The 22,035-nt window shown below is 63.0% G+C and carries 20 protein-coding genes, 1 pseudogene, 1 riboswitch and 1 other annotated feature; of the genes and pseudogenes, 1 reads left to right on the top strand and 20 read right to left on the bottom strand.

Annotation, left to right across the window (positions count from 1 at the left end; translation table 11 throughout):
• Positions 1-242: 242 nt before the first annotated feature.
• The 5 genes and pseudogenes from sigE to ACTNBU_RS07445 all read right to left on the bottom strand — a co-directional run bounded on the left by sigE (position 243) and on the right by ACTNBU_RS07445 (position 4,455).
• Entirely contained in the window at positions 243-941 is a 699-nt protein-coding gene (sigE, locus tag ACTNBU_RS07465) for an RNA polymerase sporulation sigma factor SigE (protein WP_441032269.1), read from the bottom strand.
• A gap of 61 nt (positions 942-1,002) precedes the next feature.
• A pseudogene (locus ACTNBU_RS07460) lies at positions 1,003-1,788 on the bottom strand (sigma-E processing peptidase SpoIIGA); the annotation flags it as partial.
• 221 nt (positions 1,789-2,009) lie between these two features.
• Positions 2,010-2,999 carry a cadherin-like domain-containing protein gene (locus ACTNBU_RS07455; RefSeq protein WP_441032267.1) on the bottom strand — a complete coding sequence of 330 codons (990 nt, stop codon included), beginning with the start codon at positions 2,997-2,999 and terminating at the stop codon, positions 2,010-2,012.
• Between the two features lie 77 nt (positions 3,000-3,076).
• Entirely contained in the window at positions 3,077-3,940 is an 864-nt protein-coding gene (locus ACTNBU_RS07450; RefSeq protein ID WP_441032266.1) for a YihY/virulence factor BrkB family protein, read from the bottom strand.
• A gap of 62 nt (positions 3,941-4,002) precedes the next feature.
• Complete coding sequence (locus ACTNBU_RS07445) at positions 4,003-4,455, bottom strand: DUF1893 domain-containing protein (protein ID WP_441032265.1); 453 nt, start codon at positions 4,453-4,455, stop codon at positions 4,003-4,005.
• A 201-nt stretch (positions 4,456-4,656) separates the two neighbouring features.
• A riboswitch (Lysine riboswitch) is annotated at positions 4,657-4,836 on the top strand.
• 81 nt (positions 4,837-4,917) lie between these two features.
• On the opposite strand from ACTNBU_RS07445, the gene ACTNBU_RS07440 reads away from it, so the two are divergent.
• Positions 4,918-6,693 carry a Na+/H+ antiporter NhaC family protein gene (locus ACTNBU_RS07440; RefSeq protein ID WP_441032263.1) on the top strand — a complete coding sequence of 592 codons (1,776 nt, stop codon included), beginning with the start codon at positions 4,918-4,920 and terminating at the stop codon, positions 6,691-6,693.
• Positions 6,694-6,834: 141 nt separating this feature from the next.
• On the opposite strand, the gene rpsU is transcribed toward ACTNBU_RS07440, so the two are convergent.
• The 15 genes from rpsU to smc form a co-directional block, all read right to left on the bottom strand.
• Positions 6,835-7,020: a 30S ribosomal protein S21 gene (gene rpsU / locus ACTNBU_RS07435; RefSeq protein WP_441032261.1), complete on the bottom strand. Its 186-nt coding sequence runs from the start codon at positions 7,018-7,020 to the stop codon at positions 6,835-6,837.
• Positions 7,021-7,177: 157 nt separating this feature from the next.
• On the bottom strand, positions 7,178-9,604 hold the full coding sequence (gene leuS, locus ACTNBU_RS07430; protein ID WP_441032259.1) for a leucine--tRNA ligase: 2,427 nt from the start codon (positions 9,602-9,604) through the stop codon (positions 7,178-7,180).
• Positions 9,605-9,703: 99 nt separating this feature from the next.
• Positions 9,704-9,915: a binding site (T-box leader), on the bottom strand.
• A 72-nt stretch (positions 9,916-9,987) separates the two neighbouring features.
• The gene (locus ACTNBU_RS07425; RefSeq protein WP_441032257.1) at positions 9,988-10,803 is read right to left on the bottom strand and encodes a hypothetical protein; all 816 of its coding nucleotides are present in this window, start codon (positions 10,801-10,803) and stop codon (positions 9,988-9,990) included.
• A gap of 115 nt (positions 10,804-10,918) precedes the next feature.
• A complete protein-coding gene (gene rsfS / locus ACTNBU_RS07420) occupies positions 10,919-11,278 on the bottom strand; it encodes a ribosome silencing factor (RefSeq protein ID WP_441032255.1) in 360 nt (119 codons plus the stop codon).
• A 45-nt stretch (positions 11,279-11,323) separates the two neighbouring features.
• Positions 11,324-12,910, bottom strand: coding sequence for an LCP family protein (locus ACTNBU_RS07415; protein ID WP_441032253.1), 1,587 nt, complete (start codon positions 12,908-12,910; stop codon positions 11,324-11,326).
• On the bottom strand, positions 12,907-14,109 hold the full coding sequence (nadD, locus tag ACTNBU_RS07410; protein WP_441032252.1) for a nicotinate (nicotinamide) nucleotide adenylyltransferase: 1,203 nt from the start codon (positions 14,107-14,109) through the stop codon (positions 12,907-12,909). The genes ACTNBU_RS07415 and nadD overlap by 4 nt, the downstream gene beginning before the upstream one ends.
• 86 nt (positions 14,110-14,195) lie before the next feature.
• A complete protein-coding gene (gene yhbY / locus ACTNBU_RS07405) occupies positions 14,196-14,531 on the bottom strand; it encodes a ribosome assembly RNA-binding protein YhbY (protein ID WP_441032250.1) in 336 nt (111 codons plus the stop codon).
• 62 nt (positions 14,532-14,593) lie between these two features.
• On the bottom strand, positions 14,594-15,184 hold the full coding sequence (locus ACTNBU_RS07400; RefSeq protein ID WP_441032272.1) for an XTP/dITP diphosphatase: 591 nt from the start codon (positions 15,182-15,184) through the stop codon (positions 14,594-14,596).
• Between the two features lie 11 nt (positions 15,185-15,195).
• The gene (gene rph / locus ACTNBU_RS07395; RefSeq protein WP_441032248.1) at positions 15,196-15,915 is read right to left on the bottom strand and encodes a ribonuclease PH; all 720 of its coding nucleotides are present in this window, start codon (positions 15,913-15,915) and stop codon (positions 15,196-15,198) included.
• 21 nt (positions 15,916-15,936) lie between these two features.
• Positions 15,937-16,341, bottom strand: coding sequence for a hypothetical protein (locus tag ACTNBU_RS07390; RefSeq protein WP_441032246.1), 405 nt, complete (start codon positions 16,339-16,341; stop codon positions 15,937-15,939).
• Positions 16,342-16,393: 52 nt separating this feature from the next.
• Positions 16,394-16,645 carry a hypothetical protein gene (locus tag ACTNBU_RS07385; protein ID WP_441032244.1) on the bottom strand — a complete coding sequence of 84 codons (252 nt, stop codon included), beginning with the start codon at positions 16,643-16,645 and terminating at the stop codon, positions 16,394-16,396.
• A 23-nt stretch (positions 16,646-16,668) separates the two neighbouring features.
• Positions 16,669-17,541 (bottom strand): signal recognition particle-docking protein FtsY, encoded by an 873-nt coding sequence (gene ftsY / locus ACTNBU_RS07380; protein ID WP_441032243.1) that lies wholly within the window; start codon positions 17,539-17,541, stop codon positions 16,669-16,671.
• Positions 17,542-17,677: 136 nt separating this feature from the next.
• Positions 17,678-17,953, bottom strand: coding sequence for a hypothetical protein (locus tag ACTNBU_RS07375; protein WP_441032241.1), 276 nt, complete (start codon positions 17,951-17,953; stop codon positions 17,678-17,680).
• A gap of 139 nt (positions 17,954-18,092) precedes the next feature.
• Positions 18,093-18,308 carry a hypothetical protein gene (locus ACTNBU_RS07370; protein WP_441032239.1) on the bottom strand — a complete coding sequence of 72 codons (216 nt, stop codon included), beginning with the start codon at positions 18,306-18,308 and terminating at the stop codon, positions 18,093-18,095.
• Positions 18,305-21,871, bottom strand: coding sequence for a chromosome segregation protein SMC (gene smc, locus ACTNBU_RS07365; protein WP_441032238.1), 3,567 nt, complete (start codon positions 21,869-21,871; stop codon positions 18,305-18,307). Before smc ends, ACTNBU_RS07370 begins: the two co-directional genes overlap by 4 nt.
• Between the last annotated feature and the right edge of the window lie 164 nt (positions 21,872-22,035).

Here is a 22,035-nt window from a genome sequence, read left to right as displayed (position 1 = left end):
TTCCGACAGCCTGACTAATGTCTCGATTTTCGGACCGCTATGCGGTCCGAAAATCTGCCGCTGTGCGGCGCAAACGCCTGCTAACGCAGGCTTTTTGCAGACATTCGATTCCATACGAAGGGGCTCCCGCCCCCTCGTACTCCTCCTGCAAAAAAGAACTTCTTTCCTTCAAACAGAGGATTTTCGACAAGCTGAGGGCCGCCCTTTCCGGGCGGCCCTCTCTGATACTCGGATGACCGCGTCTATGACAACCGCAGGATCTCCTTTTTCAGCCGGGAGATGATACGCTTCTCCAGCCGGGAGATGTAGGACTGGGAGATGCCCAGTCTGTCCGCCACCTCCTTCTGGGTCTGCTCCTTTCCTCCGCCCAGCCCGAAGCGCAGGGTGATGATCTGCCGCTCCCGGGGTGACAGGACCTCCAGCGCCGCCGCCAGCAGGGAGCGGTCCACGTCATCCTCAATGGGCCGCATCACCACGTCGCTGTCCGTGCCCAGCACGTCGGAGAGCAGCAGCTCATTGCCGTCCCAGTCCGTGTTCAGCGGCTCGTCGAAGGACACCTCCGCCTTCCGTCCGGCGTTTTTCCGCAGGTACATCAGGATCTCGTTTTCGATGCACCGGGAGGCGTAGGTGGCCAGCTTGATGTTCTTGGCGGGCTGGTACGTCCCCACGGCCTTGATGAGCCCGATGGTGCCGATGGAGATCAAGTCCTCGATGTTGATGCCGGTGTTCTCAAACCGCCGGGCGATGTACACCACCAGCCGCAGATTATGTTCGATCAGCTCCTGCTGGGCGGCCTGCTCCCCGATCCGCGCCACCAACTCTGCCTCCCGCTCTCTGGACAGCGGCGCCGGCAGCGTGTCGCTGCCCCCGATGTAGTGGACCGCCGGACTTTGCCGCAGACGCTCCAGCAATTTCCGTATCCATTTCTGCAAAGCTTTCATATTTGACGCTCCTTTCCGCTTCTCCCCACAGGGCGCCAAAGCCTTCCCCCAGCGCCGTGGGGCTCAATGCCACCAGCAGACGGTCATACCGCTGGCCGCCCACGCTGCCCCAGTCTGTCCGGGCCGTCAGCAGCAGTCCCCCGGCCACGCCCACGGCGGTATAGGGCGTCAGCCGGAACCGGGCCTGATACGGCCCCAGCCGGGTCAGCGTCTCCGCCGGGGACAGCAGGGCGTCTCCGGACAGACGCCGCCCCAGGTCCGGCGGCCACAGCGGCTCCAGCAGGGACGCCTGGACCACCAGCACCGGACGTCCCGTCACGGGGTCCCGCAGTTCATTGCCGGTGTCCCGCAGGGCTGTCAAGCGGGCCTGCCGGTCCTCCCAGTGCAGGGTCACCGGCACCAGCTCCCCCCGGACGCCGTGGCGGGCCGAGGCTCGGAACACCACCGTCAGCACCGCGTAGGCCGCCCCGGCGGCCAGCAGCAGCACCCGGGCATCCACATCGGTGTAGAAGATACCGTTTTCCATGGGGACACCGCCGGACACCAGTCCGAAACCCAGGACGCATCCGGCGAAGCCGCAAGACACCAGAAACAGCAGCAGCGTCAGCCGCAGGAATTTCTCCTGATCCCCATAGGCGGTCAGCGCCATTGCCGTCCCCGCCGCCAGCTTCATCACCGGGGACGCCAGCCAGGAAAGGCCCGGCAGAAACACCGACACGGCGTAGACTCCGCCCAGCAGTGCGGCCAGAACGTATCGCCCCCGCCGGGGCGGCACCCCCGCCAGATGGGCGGTGGCCAGCAGGAGAAAATAGTCCATCAGGCCGTTGAGAATGAACACACTGTCCACATAGACCACCGTCACAGCTTCGCCCCCTTTTTCCGTCTGTTGTCCATGATACCACCCCGCCGGCGGAAAACCGGTCGCAAAACCGGGACAGCCGGAGGGAAAGCGGAAAAATGACGCGGCCTTGAGACATGACAAAGCCCCCGCCGCAATGCGGCGGGGGCTTTGTCTTATCTGCTCCCTAAGGGTATTTGCTTATTTATAATGTGGAGCCGGTCCCGCTCTCAGCTGATCCAGCTGAACAGGCCCGCGGGCTCGCCCTCCAGCAGCGTCCCCGCCGCCGTCAGCATCTGAGCGGCGTCCGCGCGGGTGACGCTGTTGTTCAGGGACGCGCTGCCGAAGCTGCCCGCGGCCAGCACACTGACAGACTCCATGTTCCCCACTGCCTGGGCCGCCCAGGAGGGCACCGCCTCCCGGTCTGCGTACCAGGTGGTCAGGTCCACGTCACCCACGGACAGCACCCGGTTCAGAATGGCCGCCGCCTCATTGTAGGTGATGGCCTCCTCTCCCCGGAAGGCCACGCCCTCCGCCGTAGAGGTCCCCTGCACCACGCCGTCGGCGAGACCTGCCGACGCGTAGGCCTTGGCCCAGGTGGGGATGGCCTCGTCGTCGCAGAAGCCGGTCATGGTCACCGCCGTGGCGTCCAGCCCGGCAGTCTCCATGGTCATGGCCAGGAACTCGCTGCGGGTCACCGCGCGGTCCGGCTCAAAGAAATACTGGTTCCCGATCTTCGCCCCGGTGAAGACGCCGTTCTCCGCCAGCGCCTGGGCGGCGGCAGCGGCGGCGTTGTTCTCCATATCCGCGTACCGGACGCCGCTCTTGGTCTTGGACACCGTGATGGTGACGGTGGCCGGGGCGGAGACGTTGCCCTGGCTGTCCGTGGCCACATAGGTGAAGCTGTCGGTGCCGGTGCGGTTCTCCGCCGGGGTGTAGGTGAAGGTGTCGCCCTCCACGGTGACGGTGCCCCGCTTGGGCTCCTTCTCCACGGTGTAGGTCAGCTCGTCCCCCTCCTGGTCCACCGCCAGGAACTGGGCGTGGTAGGGGATGTTCCGGTAGGTGCGCAGTTCCAGTTCCCTGGCGATGGGCGCGCCCTCCGCCGTCTTGGTCTGAGATCCCTCCTTGCTTCCGAACAGTGCCAGAGCCGGCGTCGTCAGCAGCAGGGCCGCGGCCAGCGCGGCCGCCCCGCCGCGCCGGATGAATGTTCCCTTCTTCAAAGTCATTACCTCCCCAAAAAATCAGGTTGCTCTGGGAGGTAGTGTGCACCGAAGGGGACAGTTTATGCAGGAAACGCCTATCCTTTCTCCCGCCGCAGGGAGATCAGCATGCCGTTGAACTCGCCGCCCATGATCAGCACTGCCGCAGTGAGATACAGCCACATCAGCAGCACGATGGCCGTTCCGATGGAACCGTAAAACAGCGAATAGGAGGCGATGTTCTCCACATAGAAGGAGTAGCACATGGACACCACCATCCACCCCACCATGGCGAACAGTACGCCGGGATAGATGTTCCGCAGCGGCTGGCGGGTATCCTGGGTCATGGCGTACAGCAGGTACAGGGCGAAGTACATCAGCAGGGCCATAGCCGGGAACCGGAGCCGCTGCCACAGTGCGGCGAACTCCACCGGCAGTCCGAAATGCTCCACGGCGTAGGTCAGCAGCCACTCTCCCACCGTCAGCAGCACCAGTACCGCCGTGATGGTGACGATCAGCAGCACCGTGTAGATCAGGGTCTTCAGCATCTGCCGGACGGGGGCCTTGGGCGGCCCCAGATGATAGGCCGTCCGCACCGCCCGCATCAGGGTATTGGTGGCCCGCATGGGGAAGTACAGGGAGAAGAACAGACCGAACACCAGCAGCCGGACGCTGGGGTTCTGTCCCACGTAGTCCAGATAGACCCGGATGAAGTCCACCACCTCCACCGGCAGCAGCCGGGACAGGTCCGACAGGATGGAGGCCACGTTCAGCCGCAGAAGGCCCAGCAGGGCGCTGAAAAAGATCATCAGCGGGAAAAGGGTGAACAGCAGATAAAAAGCCAGGGCGGCGCTCTGGGTGGAGACGCCGTGCCGCAGATACCGGCGGACCATCAGATAAACGCCGCGGACCGCCCGGTTCCGGGGCATGGCCTGCAATGGGTTCCGGTGTTCCAGATCCACGCGGGCTCCCTCCTTTCGTCATTGCGCCATTTTGAGGATAGTATGTGCCGGAAGCCGGGCTTTCATTGCCCCGCGGCCAGACGGCCCATGGTCTCCCGCAGGGCGGTCAGGCCCTCCGCCGGGTCGTCGATGTCCAGCACCGCCGTCTCCATGGGGCACAGGCCCGTGCCGGTGCGGTTGATGATGCGCTCCGTCAGGGTCTCCCACTCCGCCGGAACGCCCCGGGCGGCCAGATAGTCCCGGGCCGCGGCGCTCATGGTCAGTCCGTATACCCCGGCGGCGCCGCCCAGCACCGCCAGCATAGCCGCCGCCTTCCCCACGATCTTGTCCACGACGACGCTGCCCCGCAGCAGCTCCGGCTCCTCATCCAGGGCCCGGACCAGCGGCCGGACGCCGGTCCCCTCTCCGGGCCGCAGGACGGCGCCCTCCCGGACGAATACACAGGGGACGTCCTCCTCCAGGATCAACCGGCGGGCCTCCGCCAGAACGTCCTCCTCCAACAGCTTTGTCTGCATAAACGGTCTCCTTTTTGATCTCTGTGATCTGACAGAGCCATCATATCATCCCCTGCGCGAAAATACAAGGCGGAGCACTGTAGCTTTTCGGCCCCGGCAGGTGAAACAGCGGAGGCAAAAAAGCGCGGGATTTCGTTCTTTTTGCCGGAAACGGTTGACATTTGCGGAAAGGGCTCTATAATGGTCTCATAACTGAAAAAGGAACATGATAGAGGCGCGGACGCCATCAGTACGCTCACCCGGCACCACAGGCAGGGGGCGGGCGGAAAGGGACGGCCGCCGAGGGATCCGGACTGCTTGCCTGGCGGACGGATACCCGGGCCACGGGAGAAGATCCCCTGGACTGTCGCCGGGTCTTCCCGGCGGAGCGCTTTCATGAAATCATACAGGGACGTATGGGAGTATGGAGTCATGGCGCGGTCATGGCTCTATTTTTCTGCAAAAAAGAGGAGAGAAAACGAAATGAGAAACCTGAAACGGCATCTGCTTCCCCTGTTGGCAGTTCTGCTGGTGGCGGTGTCGGCCATGACCACCGTGGCACTGGCCGACGGAGACCCCACAGCGGAGACCGGCACCAAAATGATCGAATGTCCCGACTGCGGCGCCTCCGGTGCCTGCATGACCTGCTACGGTCTGGATCCGGAGTGCGAGGACTGCGCCGGTGAGAACGTGTGCGCCTCCTGCGGCGGCACCGGCTATGTGGAGTCCCCCACCCGGTTCTACAACACCGCCTGGGCCCTTCTGCCCCCCGTCATCGCCATCGCCCTGGCGCTGATCACAAAAGAGGTCTATTCCTCCCTGTTCATCGGTATTCTGGTGGGAGGCCTGCTGTACTCCAACTTCAGCTTTGAGACCACGGTGCTCCACGTATTCAGCGACGGCATCGTCTCCGTCCTGTCCGACAGCTATAACGTGGGTATCCTGATCTTCCTGGTGATCCTGGGCACCATGGTGTGCCTGATGAACAAGGCCGGCGGCTCCGCCGCCTTCGGCCGGTGGGCCCAGACCCACATCAAGTCCCGGGTGGGCGCTCAGTTGGCCACCATCGTCCTGGGCTGCCTCATCTTCATCGACGACTACTTCAACTGCCTCACCGTGGGCAGCGTCATGCGGCCCATCACCGACAAGCATCAGGTGTCCCGTGCCAAGCTGGCCTACCTCATCGACGCCACCGCCGCTCCCATCTGCATCATCGCCCCCATCTCCTCCTGGGCCGCTGCCGTGGCCGGCTTCGCGGAGGACGGCCAGGGCCTGAACCTGTTCATCCGCGCCATCCCCTACAACTTCTACGCCCTGGTGACCATCGTCATGATGGTAGGTCTGGTGGTGCTGAAGGCGGACTTCGGCCTGATGAACATCTACGAGACCAATGCCGTAGAGAATGACGACCTGTTCTCCGGCCCCAACCCCTACGCCATGATGGACGAGGATGTGGCCGAGGACAAGGGCCGTGTGCTGGATCTGGTGCTGCCCATCATCGTACTGGTGGTGTGCTGCGTCATCGGCATGATCTACTCCGGCGGCTTCTTCTCCGGCGCCGGCTTCGTGGAGGCCTTCTCCAACTCCGACGCCTCCGTGGGCCTGATGCTGGGCTCTGCCTTCGCCCTGGTGTTCTCCATCGCCTACTTCCTGATCCGCCGGTCCATGCGCTTCAAGGACATCATGGGCTGTATCCCCGAGGGCTTCAAGGCCATGGTGCCCGCCATCCTGATCCTGACCTTCGCCTGGAGCCTGAAGGCTATGACCGACTCCCTGGGCGCCAAGTACTTTGTCCGCGACTTCGTCTGGAACAACGCCGCCAGCATGCAGATGTTCCTGCCCGCCATCGTGTTCGTCATCGGCTGCCTGCTGGCCTTCGCCACCGGCACCTCCTGGGGCACCTTCGGTATGCTGATCCCCATCGTGCAGAACGTGTTCCCCATGGATAACCCCCTGGCTATCGTCTGCATCTCCGCCTGCATGGCCGGCGCCGTCTGCGGCGACCACTGCTCCCCCATCTCCGACACCACCATCATGGCCTCCGCCGGCGCCCAGTGCGACCACGTCAGCCATGTGTCCACCCAGCTGCCCTATGCCATCATGGCAGCCGCCGTCAGCTTCGTGGGCTATATCCTGGCCGGTATTCTGGCCATGGCAGGCGCTCCCACGCTGATCGCCCTGCCTGTCGTCCTGGTGCTGATGCTGGGCGTCCTGTCTGTGGTCCGTGCCCGGAAGTCCGGAAAGGGCTCCGCGGTGTAAGCCACCCCTCCCCCAAAAACGACATGCGCCCGGAAAGCCGTTGGCTTTCCGGGCGCATATTTGATAGCCGCTGTGCGCCGCGCACACCGGGGACAACGCAAAAAATCACCGTGCCGGAAACGACACGGTGATTTTTCAGTCTTAGTAGAAACGCTTGTTTCTGTTCTTGCGAGCGGCCTCAGACTTCTTGCGACGCTTGACGCTGGGGCTCTCGTAATGCTCTCTCTTACGAACCTCCGCAATGACGCCCGCCTTCGCGCAGCTGCGCTTGAAACGCTTCAGCGCGCTGTCGATAGACTCGCCTTCCTTGACGCGGATCTCAGACATCTATATTTCCCTCCCTCCAGAATGCCGGGCAAACCGCAGCATTTAAGGGCCATAAATCATGGCTTTAACACGATTATTATACAGGCTTCTGTACCGCTTGTCAAGGACAATGTTGAAAAAACAGTTTTTTCGTTTCGCGGAAGTTTCCTGTATCCATTTACTGGGGCTTGACGATGAGGTTCACCAGCCGGTCCTTGACGTAGATGGTCTTGACCACCTTCATGCCGGCGGTGGCCTTCTGGACCTTCTCCACCTGCATGGCGGCGTCCACCACGGCCTGCTGCTCGCTGCCGGTGGGAACGGTGACGGTGCCCTTCAGCTTGCCGTTGACCTGAACGGCCATGTCCACCGTGGCGGCCACAGTCTTGCTCTCGTCGTAGACGGGCCACTCCGCCTGACAGCACATCTTGCCGGTCTGGGCGGCGAAGCCCAGCATCTCCCACAGCTCCTCGGTGATGTGGGGAGCGAAGGGATTCAGCATCAGGATCAGGGGCTTCATGTCGCCCCGGGTGACGCCGTTGGCGCTCATCTCGTTGACCATGGTCATCATGGCGGAGATGGCGGTGTTCATCTTCAGGTTGTCGATATCGTCGGTGACCTTCTTGATGGTCCTGTGGATGACGGCCTCGTTGGCAGGCGTCACCTCATAGCTCTCCGCGGCGCCCTCCGCCAGGTTCCACACCCGGTCCAGGAACCGCTTGGAGCCCTTGACGGCCTCGGTGGACCAGGTGGCGGCCTGCTCGAAGTCGCCGATGAACATGATATACAGACGCATGGTGTCCGCGCCGTACTGGGCCACAATGTCGTTGGGGTTCACCACGTTGCCCCGGGACTTGGACATCTTCTCGCCGCCCTCGCCCAGGATCATTCCGTGGCTGGTGCGCTTGCCGTAGGGCTCCTTGGTGGGCACCACGCCGATGTCGTACAGGAACTTGTGCCAGAACCGGGAATACAGCAGATGCAGGGTGGTATGCTCCATGCCGCCGTTGTACCAGTCCACGGGAGACCAGTACTCCAGCGCCTCCTTGGAGGCCAGAGCGTCGTTGTTGTGGGGATCCATATACCGCAGGAAGTACCAGGAGGAACCGGCCCACTGGGGCATGGTGTCCGTCTCCCGCTTGGCGGGGCCGCCGCAGCAGGGGCAGGTGGTGTTCACCCAATCGGTCATCTTGCTCAGGGGGCTCTCGCCGTCGTCGGTCAGCTCGTAGCTGTCCACCTCCGGCAGCAGCAGGGGCAGCTGGTCCTCCGGCAGGGGCACCCAGCCGCACTTCTCGCAGTTCACCAGGGGGATGGGCTCGCCCCAGTACCGCTGACGGCTGAACACCCAGTCACGGAGCTTGAAGTTGGTCTTGGGACGGCCGAAGCCCTGCTCCGTGACCCACTGCTTCATGGCGGGGATGGCCTGCTTCACGGTCATGCCGTTCAGGAAGCCGGAGTTCACCATGATGCCGGTGTCGTCCTTCAGGACGAAGGCCTCCTTGGTGACGTCGCCGCCCTTGACCACCTCGATGATGGGCAGGCCGAACTTGTCGGCGAAGTCCCAGTCGCGCTGGTCGTGGCCGGGCACGCCCATGACGATGCCAGTGCCGTAGCCCATCAGCACGTAGTCGGAGACGAAGATGGGCACATGGTTCCCGTTGGCGGGGTTGATGGCCTCGATGCCCTCCAGACGGACGCCGGTCTTCTCCTTGCTCAGCTCCGTGCGCTCAAGATCGGACTTCCGGGCAGCCTCGTTGATATACTTCTCCACGGCGTCCCAGTTCTTAATCTGGTCCTTCCACTTCTTCAGATAGTCGTGCTCCGGGGACAGGACCATGTAGGTCACGCCGAACAGGGTGTCGCACCGGGTGGTGTAGACCGTCAGCTTGTCGCCGTTGGTGGCGGTGAAGTCCACCTCCGTGCCCTCGCTGCGGCCGATCCAGTTGCGCTGCTGGATCTTGACGCGCTCAATATAGTCCACATCGTCCAGATCGTCGATGAGACGGTCGGCGTACTTGGTGATGGCCAGCATCCACTGGCTCTTCTCCTTCCGGATGACGGGGGCGCCGCACCGCTCGCAGACGCCCTCCACCACTTCCTCGTTGGCCAAGACGCACTTGCAGGAGGTGCACCAGTTCACGGGCATGGATGCCTTGTAGGCCAGACCGTGCTTGAACATCTGGAGGAAGATCCACTGGGTCCACTTGTAGTACTCCGGGTCGGTGGTGTTCACCACGCGGTCCCAGTCAAAGGAGTAGCCCAGCATGTGGAGCTGCTTGGAGAAGTTCTCGATGTTGTCGTGGGTGACCTTGGCGGGATGGATATGGTTCTTGATGGCATAGTTCTCGGTGGGCAGGCCGAAGGCGTCATAGCCGATGGGGAACAGCACGTTGTAGCCCTGCATCCGCTTCTTCCGGCAGATGATGTCCATGGCGGTAAAGGGACGGGCGTGGCCCACGTGGAGTCCCTGGCCGGAGGGATAGGGGAACTCGATGAGGCCGTAGAACTTGGGCCGGGTGGTGTCCCCGGTGACAGCGGTGAAGGGCTTCTCCTCCAGCCATTTCTCCTGCCACTTTTTCTCAATGGACGCAAAATCGTATTTCATGTTTGATCTCCTTCGTTCTCTTTCGGAATGGGAATTCATCATCAAAACGCAGAGGACAGGGCGTGCGGGCAAAGAAACAGCCCCTGGCCGATGTGCTCGGTCAGGGGCGTGACAAAACGCGGTACCACCCTGCTTCAGCCGCCGGTTCAGCGGCCCTCTCGGCCTGTAACGTGGCCAGACGTTCCGCCCTACTCACCGTTCAGGCGGAAAACTCCGGGACCAGTATACCGCGGGCTCCCCCGCCGGCTCACACCAGCCGCCGGCTCTCTTGGGGCGGGATACCCGGGCTTTCTTCCCATCAATGTCGCTAACGGGTCTATTTTATGAGGGTTTCAGAGGTTTGTCAAGGGACAGAGCCGAAAATCTTCGTTTTTTTGCCCTGGTTACATCCCCTCCGGAAGAACGGCGCCGCCCGGGGCGTACCAGGTGACGTCCCCCACCATGTTCTCCGTGTACCAGGCGTCAAATTCCGCCTCTGTCACCGGCTGTCCGTCCAGCGTGCAGTCGCAGCCATAGCCATTGGACCACTCCACCTTTTGAGCCAGTTCTTTCTCCTCAAAGCGGCCGTTTTGGAAGGACATCCGATAGTAGGTGTGGTATCCGGCTCCGCCTGAGCCGGCGTAGACACCGTTCTTCTGCAGGTCCATAAACCACCGGACAGAAAAGTCGGTTCCGTAAACGGCGTCTTCCCTCTGGCTGAGGACCAGATAGTTGTATGCCATGTCCTGGAACAGCATCACCAGCTCCGCCGTGCCGTCGCCGTCGACGTCCTGCACCGCCAGACGGTCCAGGACCAGGGCGTCCGTCTTATGGGGGTTGTCGTCCCACAGTTCGTTGTGGAAGTCTACCAGAGTCACGTCCTTGGCCTCCCAGTCATAGTCGGGATAGCCCCGGTAAGGCCCCGCCGTCCAGCGGAATGTCTGATCCTCCACCAGGACCGGCAGATACGCCTCAAAGGCCGCGTAGTCCGCCGCCGGCATGGATGCCTTCAGCCCGGAGACGTCCAGATCCGGCAGCATGAGCCTGTTGGGGATCTCCGGTTCTTCCGGCACTTCCGGCGCCGGTTCTTCCGCCGATGACGATGTCTCGGATGACGCCTGCACGGACGCCGCCGGTGCCGTCCGGGCGCCGCAGGCCGTCAGGACGCAGGCCGCCAGCGCCAGCAGCAGACCGCCCTTGATCTTCTTCCGTGCTTCCATAAAAATCCACCCCTGTACTGTTTTGCCAACAGTATAGGGGTGGTCCGATATTATGTCTACTACGTTTCAGTTGCAAACCAATAACAAAAAGTTACAGTCCGTAATTTGTTTTGTCTCAGTCCGCCGTCAGCACACCGCTGAGGTCCAGAGGCTTGCCGTCGTGCCACAGGCGCTCCAGGGAGTAGAACTCCCGTGCCTCCTTGGAGAACACATGGACCACGATGTCGCCGTAGTCCAGCAGCACCCAGGTGCCGTCCCGGTAGCCCTCCCGGCGGCGGACGGGGATGCCCTGCTCATCCAGCGCCTTCTCCACCGCACCGCACAGAGCGTTAATCTGGGTGTTGGAGGTACCGGTGGCAAATACGAAGAAATCCGCCAGGGTGGTCAGGTCCGTGATCTCCACGGCAGAGATCTCCTGTCCCTTCTTCTCATTCAGCGCCTTCGCGGCGGTCAGTGCCATTTCCTTTGGTGTCATATCGTATCTCCTTTTGTCGTGATATCTTTTGTCATTCCTGTGATTTTATGCGGGCGGCTCCGCGGGCTCCTGTCCCGGAAGCACCCATTCAATGCCGCCGGTATCGCCGCCGGAGCTTCCGGCATCACCGCCGGCAGGCTCCGTACTTCCGGCAGGCTCCACGGGCTGCTCAGGCTCGCCGCCGGTCTCCGTGCCGGGGCCGGTCTCACCGCCGGTCTCTGTGCCGGGATTGGGTTCGCCGGTCTGGGTGCCGCCGCCGTTGTTTTCAGGCTCTGTGACGCCGGAGCCGCCCGTGCCCTGGCCGGTCTGGCCGCCGGAGCCGGAGGTATCCGGGTCAATGGTCTCCCCGGTGGAGGGATCAAAGATGATGGCGCCGGTGTTGGGGTCCACCACATTGCCGTTCTCATTGATCACGGGGTCTTCCACCGGCTCCGTCTCCGCGGGCTTGGCAGGCTTCACCGGCGGCAGCGCCGCCTTGGAGTCCTCCACATGGCCGGTGGAGGAGCTGACGGAGCCGTCGGAGTTGATGGACATGATGTCCAGGTCGCTGTAGGTGAATTTCTCCACGAAGGGACTGATCTCGTTGTTCACCAGGTCCAGCAGCTCACTGGAGATGGGTACCACGTAGGACAGCATCTGGTTGATGCTGCGGCTCCAGCAGGAGGCGTTTTTGTTGGGCATGGTGACGAAGTTCACGTTCTCCACCTTCAGTCCGCCCATCACCGCCTGCTGTCCGAACCACAGCAGTTCGTTGAAGCTCAGATCCGTCTCCACGTTCTTCTGGAACACCTTGGCGAACTCGCCGATCTTCGTCACGTTCTTCAGCTGGAGCAGCTGCTCCACCATGGCCTTCAGGAACGCCTGCTGCGTCTTGATGCGGCCCAGGTCGCCGTCGGCATAGCCGCTGCCGTTGTTGTTGTGGCGGTAGCGGATCACCTGCATGGCGTCCTCGCCGCTGAGCTTGCGGTAGCCCTTGGACTGGTGGATATGGAGGTCCTGAGTGGGGTCGTCGTAGTTCATATCACGGGGCACGTCGAAGTACACGCCGCCCATGGCGTCCACGATCTCACCCACGGCCTCCCATTCCACCACCACCTGGTAGTCCGGCTCAAAGCCCACCAGCTGGGAGATCTCCTGATACAGGCGGCTGATGCCCTTATCCCCGCCGCCGTAGGAGTTGTAGACGGAATTGATCTTTTTGATGTCCCAGGGCACGTTCACCATGGTGTCCCGGGGAATGGACATGACGGTGGCCTTCTGGTTGGCGACGTCGTAGGACGCCAGCAGCATGGTGTCCGTGTTTCCGCCGCCTCCGGTATCCCGGCCCAGGATCAGGACCGTGTACCACTGGTCGCTCTTGCGCTCGCCGCCCACCCGGGGCTGGATGCCGTCGCCGTAGTCCAGGACCTCCGTCTGCTTGCCGGGGTCCTTGCCGTTGGGCGAGCCGTCCGCCCCCGGAATGCCGGGCTGGACGAACAGCATCTTATAGGCCAGCGCCACCGCCAGGGCCACAGCCAGCACAATGACGAGAGCGATGAGGGCTTTCTGTCCTCTGGTCAGACGGCTGGGCCGCCGCTGTTTTTTTGGGCGCGCTGTCTCCCGTGCCTCATACTTTCCTCTGTATTTGCTCAAGTCTCTTTCTTTCCTTTCAGGTATTTCAGTGCGGACAGCGTGGCCTGATGGACCGGATTGCCCCGCTGCTCCATCTCCTCCACCGTCATGGACAGTCCCATCTCCATGCCGGCTTCCAGACTTTCATAGCACACTTTCCGCAGTTTGTCCAGCCCCGGAAAATCCCGGTTGGGCTCGATGTAATCCGCCAGATACATGATCTTCTCCAGCTTCGTCATACCGGCGTGGCCGGTGGTGTGCCAGTAAATGGCGGTGTAGATCTCGTCGTCCACGCCGAACACATCCCGGGCGATGGACGCGCCGGTCTTGGCGTGGAGAAGCTTCAGCGCCTTCTGCTCCAGTTCATCCAGCTCGATGCCGTAGTGGTCGCACAGCGCCTTCTGCTCTTGTTCGTTCAGCCGCTTGGTGCAGTCGTGGAGGAGGGCCGCCACCCGGGCCTTGTGGACGTCCGCGCCGTAGCGCTCCGCCAGGCGGATGGCCTCCTGCTCCGTGCCCAGAACGTGGGGGATGCGCTGGTGCTTCAGATAGCTGAGGGCGATAGGCCGCAGCTGCTCCAGCGTCAGATCTTTCAGATCGGCGCCGGTGCTGTACAGCCCCTCCCGGAGGATATAGCCGTAGACGGCGGGAGCCAGCAGATGGCCGCCCTCCCCCTTCGCCAGCCGCTCCCGCAGCTCCGTGGAGGACACGCTGACGACGCCGGGGATGGTCAGCGTGAAGATGCGGGCGTTGGGATAGGCCTGATACAGATGGTGCCGCTGGAGGGAGAACAGATCCTCCGTGTCCTCCTCCGTCCGGCCGAAGGCGGCGATTCCCGCCTTTTCAAAGATCTTCTCCGGCTCATGCCATGCCTGCAGCGTCAGAAACATGTCCGTGCCCATCAGCAGCCACAGCTCCGCGTCGGGGTACAGGGTCTGGACGGCGTCCAGCGTGTCGGAGGTGAAACTCTTTCCCTCCCGCCGCAGCTCGATGTCCAGCGTCTCCACCTTGTCGCCCAGGTTCAGCTGTTCCCCGGCCAGCCGGGTCATCTCCAGCCGCTGCTGCGGCGTGGGGCTCCCCGCCGGCATATCCTTGTGGGGCGGCAGGCCCGCCGGGATCAGCAGCAGCTTATCCAGCCGCAGCATCTCGAAAACAGCCCGTGCCGCCGTCAGATGGCCCAGATGCGGCGGATTGAAGGTCCCGCCGTAAATGCCGATTTTCATCAATAACAGACCCCCCTCTTTTCAATTAGGAATTAGGAGTTAGAAATTAGGAATTTGTAGTGTTTGGAAAATTCCCCGCTTCTCATTCAGATCTGCGCTTTCTTCGCCCGGCCGGGTTTCACCAGCTGGATGCGCTTGTCCTTGGGCTTGCTGTGGGACTCCCGGTACAGGACGAACTTCGTGCCGATGACCTGCACCACCTCGCTGCGGGTGGCCTTGGCCAGGGCCTCCGCCGCGGTGCGGGCGTCGTACTCCAGATTGTTGTCCAGCACACGGCCCTTGATGAGCTCCCGGGCCTCCAGGGCGTCGTCGGCCTGCTTGATCAGGTTCTCGCCGAGGCCGTCCTTGCCGATCTGGAGGATGGTGTCCAGAGAGTTGGCCAGCCCCTTCAGCTGGCTCCGCTGTTTGCTTGTCAGTTCCATATTGTTGTTTGTTCCCTTTCTGATGGCCGGACTCTCCCGTCCGGTCCTTTTTGATTAGACGTTTATTTCGCCAGATAAGTTGCAAGCTTTTCGGCAAAAGCCGCCAGCGCCTTTCCGCGATGCGATATCTCCGCCTTCTCCTCCGCCGTCAGCTGGCCGAAGGTCTTGGCCTTTCCCGGCACGAAGAACACCGGATCGTAGCCGAAGCCGCCCTCTCCCATGGGGGCGTAGGCGATGGTGCCGTCGCAGCGGCCCTCCGCCGTCAGGGTGTCGCCGTTGGGGAAGGCGCAGGCGATGGCGCAGGCGAAGTGGGCCGCCCGGGTGGGCATCCCCCGCAGATTGTTCAGCAGCAGCAGATACCGTCCCCTGTCGTCCAGGCCCTCGCCGCCGTAGCGGGCGGAGTAGACGCCGGGACCGCCGTTCAGGGCGTCCACGCACAGTCCGGAGTCGTCGGCGATGGCGGGCAGGCCTGCCGCCTGACAGATGGCCTTCGCCTTCAGCATGGCGTTTTCGGCAAAGGTGGTGCCGGTCTCCTCCACCTCCACGGTGATCCCCAGGTCGCCGGGGCTCACCACCTCCACGCCCAGATGGGACAGGATGGCGGACATCTCTTTCAGCTTTCCCGGATTGTGGGTAGCAAGTACAAATTTCATCGCTTCCATATTCAGCCTCCCAATGCGGCCCGCTGGATGGCCTGGATCTCCCGGATGCCCTTCCAGCACAGCTCCACCAGCGTCTGCTGTTCTTCCACGGTAAAGGGCCGTCCTTCGCCGGTGCCCTGGATCTCCACCAGTTCTCCCTCGCCGGTGACCACGCAGTTCAAATCCACCTGGGCACGGCTGTCCTCCGCGTAGCAGAGGTCCAGCAGGGGCCGGTCATCCACGATGCCGGCGGACACCGCCGCCACGCAGGTCTTAATGGGCATTTCCGAAAGGACGCCGTCCCGCACCAGTTTCTCCAGCGCCAGGGACAGGGCCACAAAGCCGCCGGTGACGCTGGCGGTACGGGTGCCGCCGTCGCCCTGGAGGACGTCGCAGTCGATGGTGATGGTGCGCTCGCCCAGCTTCGTCATGTCCACCGCCGCCCGGAGGCTCCGGCCGATGAGCCGTTGGATCTCCGCGCTGCGGGGGCTGAGCTTCAGCTTGGCCACATCCCGCTTGCTGCGCTCCCGGTTGGCCCGGGGCAGCATGGAGTACTCCGCCGTCACCCAGCCGGTGCCCTCGGGCACATGGGGCGGTGCCTTGTCCTCCACGCTGGCGCAGCACAGTACCTTGGTGTCGCCGCACTCGATTAGGCAGCTCCCCTCGGCGAATTTTACAAAGTCCGTTGTGATCTTCATGGGCCGCAGCTCGTCAAAGGCCCGGCCGTCGATCCTGTTGTTCATAATGGTCCACCCTTCCGACGCTCATTTCTTTTTGGCGTGTTTTTTCTTCTTCCGTTCGGCGGCCTTCTGGGCCTCCTCCTGCTCCTTTTCCTGCTTCACAGCCCGGTCTGTGGCGGACTGGAGCATGGCCGGACGTGTGATCCAACGGGAGCACAGCTCTCCCAGTCCCACCACCAGCGCCAGGGACACCAGCAGAAGCGCCACATTTCCCAGCGTGCCGCCGGGGACGTCGAACTGCGCCATCCGGGCACAGATCAGCACCGCCGCCACCATCATGACGCCCTGCATGACCAGCAGGCGCTTGCGCAGGGCGTGGAAAATATAGTGGCGGCAGGTGGGGCACACCATATTGAGGCGCCCTCTCAGAAGCAGCTGCCGGTTGGAGGCATAGAGCTTTTTATGACAGTAGGGACAGGTGATGAGCATGGTGTTTTCTCCTTTGTCATACGAATTTCACCGGCATACGGACTCAGCCGTCTCACAGGGCAGGCCGGATGGCCTCCCAGGCCCGGTGGTAATCATCCCGATGGACATAGACGGTGTAGGTCAGGGCCGCGTCCCGGAAGGCCAACGGCATGGAGCCCCGTACCCGGCTGCCGGCGGTATCTCCCACACCACGGGTCCTGCTGGTACTGGGGATCCCGGCGTTCAGCAGGGCATTCCGGACGCGGTAAAACTGCTGCTCCGAGAGAACGGTGATGAGTTCCCGGCGGTTGAAGATGGTGAGCATGAGACGTCCTCCCTCTCAGGCCGTCAGATGATGGCCTCCACGTATTCCCTGGCGTTGAAGGGCTTCAGGTCGTCGATGCCCTCGCCCACGCCGGCGAACTTCACAGGCACGCCCAGCTCCCTGGCGATGGCCACCACGATGCCGCCCTTGGCGGTGCCGTCCAGCTTCGTCAGGACGATTCCGGTGAGACCGGCGGTCTCCTTGAAGGTCCGGGCCTGGATCAGGCCGTTCTGGCCGGTGGTGGCGTCCAGCACCAGCAGGGTCTCCCGGGCGCAGCCGGGGCACTCCCGGTCGATGATCTTGGAGAGCTTGCTGAGCTCCGCCATGAGATTGGCTTTGTTGTGGAGCCGTCCGGCGGTGTCGCACAGCACCACGTCCACGTTCCGGGCCTTGGCGGCCTGGAGGGCGTCGAACAGCACCGCGCCGGGGTCCGCGCCCTCATGCTGGCGCACCAGCTCGCAGCCGGCCCGCTGGGACCAGATCTGCAGCTGGTCCGCCGCCGCCGCGCGGAAGGTGTCCGCCGCGCAGAACAGCACCCGCTTGCCCTCCGTCTTCAGCTGGTGGCCCAGCTTGCCGATGGAGGTGGTCTTCCCCACGCCGTTGACGCCGATGAACAGCACCACCGACGGCTGGGTGGACAGGTCCAGCGCCGTGTCTCCCACGTTGATCTCCTCCACCAGGATGTCCCGCAGGGCGCTGCGGACCTCCTCCTGGTCGTGGAGCTTCTCCTTCCGGCACCGCTGGCGCAGCTGCTCCACCGCCTCCGTGGCGGTGTCCACGCCCATGTCCGCCAAAATCAGCGTCTCCTCCAGCTCGTCGAAGAAGGCGTCGTCGGCCTCGGTGAAGCCGCCGAACAGGTTGGTGGTGATCTTTTTCAGTTTGTCAAAAAAGCCCATGGAACGATCTCCTTCTGAGATGAATTTTTACGGTCCGCCGGTGAAACGCAGCCCTGCTTTTCACTGGCAACGGGTATGGTCTGGCCGCGGCCCGCTCTCCCTTTTGATCAGGCATATCAATCGACGGACAGAATGATCACTTTCCGTCCCCGTCCTGGGGCACGGCGTCGTAGTCCACTTCTTTTCCGCAGAACCGGCAGCACTTGCCGGGACGGCGGCCCAGGTATCCGGTGCAGTGGGGGCACCGCCACAGCTTGAAATCCACGGTAAAGGCCGCCAGAATGGCCAGTACGCCGTACATCTCGATCCTCCGGTTGGTTTTCAGAACACCCACCAGAAACAGGATCACGGCGGCCATCTCCAGGAGCATGATCAGGCGCTGCTTTTTCCGCAGGCTCATTTTCAGCTTCATGGGATCTCGTCTCCTTTCAGAATCTCTCTGTCTCATGTCTCTTTCTTTATTCTGCGCTGCAGTCGATCTCTCTCCCGCAGTGTTTACAGTATTTGCCGGGTCATCTTCCCAGCCACGCGCCGCAGCAGGGGCAGCGCCCTCATTCCCCGATCTTCAGTTCCTTCGCCATGTCGTTGAGGTTGATGGTCAGGATCTTGCTGACGCCCTGCTCCTGCATGGTGGCGTCGTCGCAAAGTCCGCGAAACTCCGTTTCCGCCTTGCGGTGAAAACTGCGTTTGCTCCCTTGCTCCTCCTTTTCCCAACGGACCCGCTTCGCTGGGCTCCGTTGGGAGCCCTGATGCGGCGTCACCATCATTCGATCTTCAGTTCCTTCGCCATGTCGTTGAGGTTGATGGTCAGGATCTTGCTGACGCCCTGCTCCTGCATGGTGACGCCGTAGAGCACGTCCGCCTCCTCCATGGTGCCCCGGCGGTGGGTGATGACGATGAACTGGGTCCGTCCCGCCAGACGGCGCATGTACCGGGCCACGCGGATGACGTTGGGTTCGTCCAGAGCGGCCTCGATCTCGTCCATGACACAGAAGGGCGTGGGATGGACCTTCAGAATGGCAAAGTACAGGGCGATGGCCACGAAGGCCTTCTCTCCGCCGGACAGCAGGGAGATGTTCTTCAGTGTCTTGCCCGGGGGCTGAGCCCGGATCTCAATGCCGCAGTTCAGGATGTCCTTCTCATCCTCCAACTCCAGCGTGGCCTGTCCGCCGCCGAACAGCTCCTGGAAGGTGGTCTGGAAGCTCTCGTTCAGCAGCTGGAACTGTTGGGCAAAAATGCCGGTCATCTGCTCCGTGATCTCCCGGATGACGCCCTCCAGCTCTCCCTTGGCCTTCTCCACATCGTTCCGCTGGTCGGTGAGATAGGTATAACGGGTGTTCACCCGGTCGAACTCCTCGATGGCGCCGATATTGGGCGTCCCCAGAGCGGAGATGTCCCGCTTCAGCTCTCCGATGCGGCGGTTGGCCTTGGAGATGGACTCCAGCTCCAGGCGCTGGGCCTGGGCGGCGGAGTGGCTCAGCTCGTAGTGCTCCCACAGCCGGTCCAGGATCTGCTTTTCCTCCATGGCGGCGGCGGTCTTCTTCTGCTCCAGATGAGAGACCATCCGCTCCATGTCCAGCAAGGTCTCGTTCATCTCCTGGCCCGCCTTGTTCCTGGCGGTGCGCTCCGCCTCCAATGTCAGCTTCTCCTGATTCAGCGCCGTCAGCCGGTCCCGGAAGGCCTGGGACTGGGCGTGCAGGGCCTCCAGCGTCTGCCGGTGGGTGCGGATCTGCGCCTGTGCCTCGTCGATGTTCCGCTGATAGGCCGCCGCCTGCCGCTCCTTCTCCGACTTGTCGCCGGTGAGCTGGCGGCGCAGGGTCTCCAAGTCCTCCAGGCTCCGGGCAGTGGCGTCCTTCTCCGCCGTCAGGGCCGCCAGGGTAGTTTTCTTCTCCGTGACGGTCTCCGACAGCCGGTTGGACTGCTCCAGCAGCTCCGTCTGACCCGACAGCCGCTCCTCCGCCTGACGTCGGCAGTCTGCCGCCGCGGCCTCCTGAGCGGCCACGGTATCCGCCGCGGCTTTCAGACGGGCCTCGTTGTCCTTCAGGCGGCCATCCAGTGCGGACAGCTCCCCGGACAGGTTCTCCAGACTGTTCTCCAGATTCTCAATGAGAATGGCGTAGTGATTTTTCAGGCCCTCCAGACGCAGGACCTCGTCCTCCGCCTGACGGCGCTGGCCCTCAGCTGTCTCCAGTTCGTACTGAGCTGCGGACAGCTCCCGGTTCACGTCCTCCTCCTGCCGGACGGCGTCGTCCAGCGTCTCATGGAGCTTTCCCGACCGGGACCGGAGCTTTTCCAGCTCCGCCGCCCGGCTGAGGACGCCGGCGTTTCGGTTGACGCTGCCGCCGGTCATGGAACCGCCCCGGTTGATGACCTGGCCGTCCAGCGTGACGATGCGGAACCGGTTCTGATACTTCCGGGCCATAGCGATGCCGCAGTCCAGGTCCTCGGCCACCACCGTCCGGCCCAGCAGATTTTCAAAGATATTCCGGTATTTCGGATCGAACCGCACAAGACGGGAGGCGATGCCCACGTAGCCGGTCTCGTTCTCCAGCCCGGCCTGCCGCAGCTCATCGCCCCGGATGGCGGTGAGAGGCAGGAAGGTGGCACGGCCTCCGTCCCGCTGCTTCAGGAAGTTGATGGCCGCCTTGGCGTCCTCCTCCCGGTCCACCACGATGTTCTGCAACCCGGCGCCCAACGCGATCTCGATGGCCACGGAGTACTGCTGCTCCGTCTTCATCAGATTGGCCACCGGACCGTGGATGCCCCGGAGGGTGTTCCGGGCCTGCATCACCTGCTTCACGGCCTTGGAATAGCCCTCGTAGTCCTTCTCCATCTCCGTCAGCAGACGGATGCGGTTGTCCATGGCGCCCGCGTCCATGGTAAGCTGCATTTTCCGCTGGGCCGCCGCGGCGGCCTTCTTCTTCCGCTCCTCCATCCGGAGGGCATGGCCCGCGATGATGTTGGCCGCGGCCTGGGCCTCCTCCTGGGCGTCCTCCAGGGCGCGGCGGTTGGCCTTGGCCTCTCTCCGTGCGGTCTCCAGTTGCTCCTCTCCGGCGGACTGCTCCGCCAGGACAGTCTCCCGCCGCTGCGTCAGCTGGCCGTTCTCCGCCGTGACGGCGGACTGCTCCGCCCGGGCGTCAGCGGCCGCTGCGGTGGCGATGGCCTCCTTGCCCCGCAGGGCCTCCGCCTCGGACTGCCGGTCTCCCGCCTGAGCCGACGCCTGCCGCGCCTGCTCCAGCAGGGCGTTCAGTTCTCCCTCCAGCGTCTCCAGCTCTCCGTCGATCTCCGCCACACGGGCGGACTGTTCTTCAATTTGCCTTTGCAGGCCCCCGGCGCGGCTGTCCCGCTCCGCCAGCTCCCGCTGCGCCAGTTCGATGTTCTCCTGATTGTGGGCGATGGTGGTCTCCAGCACGGCGATGGCGGACTCCTCCTCGGCGGCCTTTCCGTCCGTCTCTCCCGCCTGGGCGCGGACGGTCTCCGCCTCCATGTCCTTCTGGCGCATCTTCTCGCTGTACTGCTCGCCCTCGGCGTAGAGGGCGTCCAGTTTCGCCTGGGCCTCGTCCCGCCGGGCCTCCGCTGCCCGGAAATCCAATTCCAGCTTCCGGGCATTGGCCTTCAGCTCGTCCAGATTCGTCAGCCACACCGAGATCTCCAGCAGACGCAGCTCGTCCCGGAGGATCAGGTACTTTTTCGCCTTCTCCGCCTGGTCCCGGAGGGGCTCCACCTGGAGCTCCAGCTCCGCGATCTTGTCGTTGATGCGGGTCAGATTCTCGTCCGTGCGCTCCAGCTTCCGTTCCGTCTCCTCTTTCCGGTGGCGGTACTTGGAGATGCCGGCTGCCTCCTCGAAGATCTCCCGGCGGTCGCCGCTCTTGGTGGACAGGATCTCATCGATCCTGCCCTGGCCGATGAGGGAGTACCCCTCCTTGCCCATTCCGGTATCCAGAAACAGCTCCGTCACGTCCCGCAGGCGGACGGACTGGCGGTTGATGTAATACTCGCTGTCACCGCTGCGGTAATACCGCCGGGTGACGGCCACCTCGGACTCCTCCATGGTGGGGAACACGCGCCCCGTATTGTCGATGACCAGCGTCACCTGGGCGAAGCGCATCTGTCCCCGCCGGGCGGTGCCGCCGAAGATGACGTCCTCCATCTTGGCTCCCCGGAGGCTCTTGGTGCTCTGCTCGCCCATGACCCAGCGGATGGCGTCGGAGATGTTGGACTTGCCGGAGCCGTTGGGCCCCACGATGGCGGTGATGTCCTCCCCGAAGTTCAGGACCGTTTTGTCAGGGAATGACTTGAATCCCTCAATTTCCAATGCTTTTAAATACACAGCGTCTACCTCTCTCAGCAAAAATGGTATGAGAGCGCATTATAACTAAATAATGATAGCAGAAAATCCGCCCCATTTCAAGGAAAACCATGGTCCTGCCCGTTAAAAGTTTGACGGCGCCGGACGTCCCGGAACGGTCTTTCCGCTTTCAGGGGATCCGACAG

Origin of the sequence: Dysosmobacter sp. HCP28S3_G4 (assembly GCF_052065175.1) — a bacterium.
In the GTDB taxonomy this organism is placed as follows: domain Bacteria; phylum Bacillota; class Clostridia; order Oscillospirales; family Oscillospiraceae; genus Oscillibacter.
The sequence above is the reverse complement of the archived record's forward strand: the minus strand, read 5'-3'. Positions and strand labels throughout refer to the sequence as shown.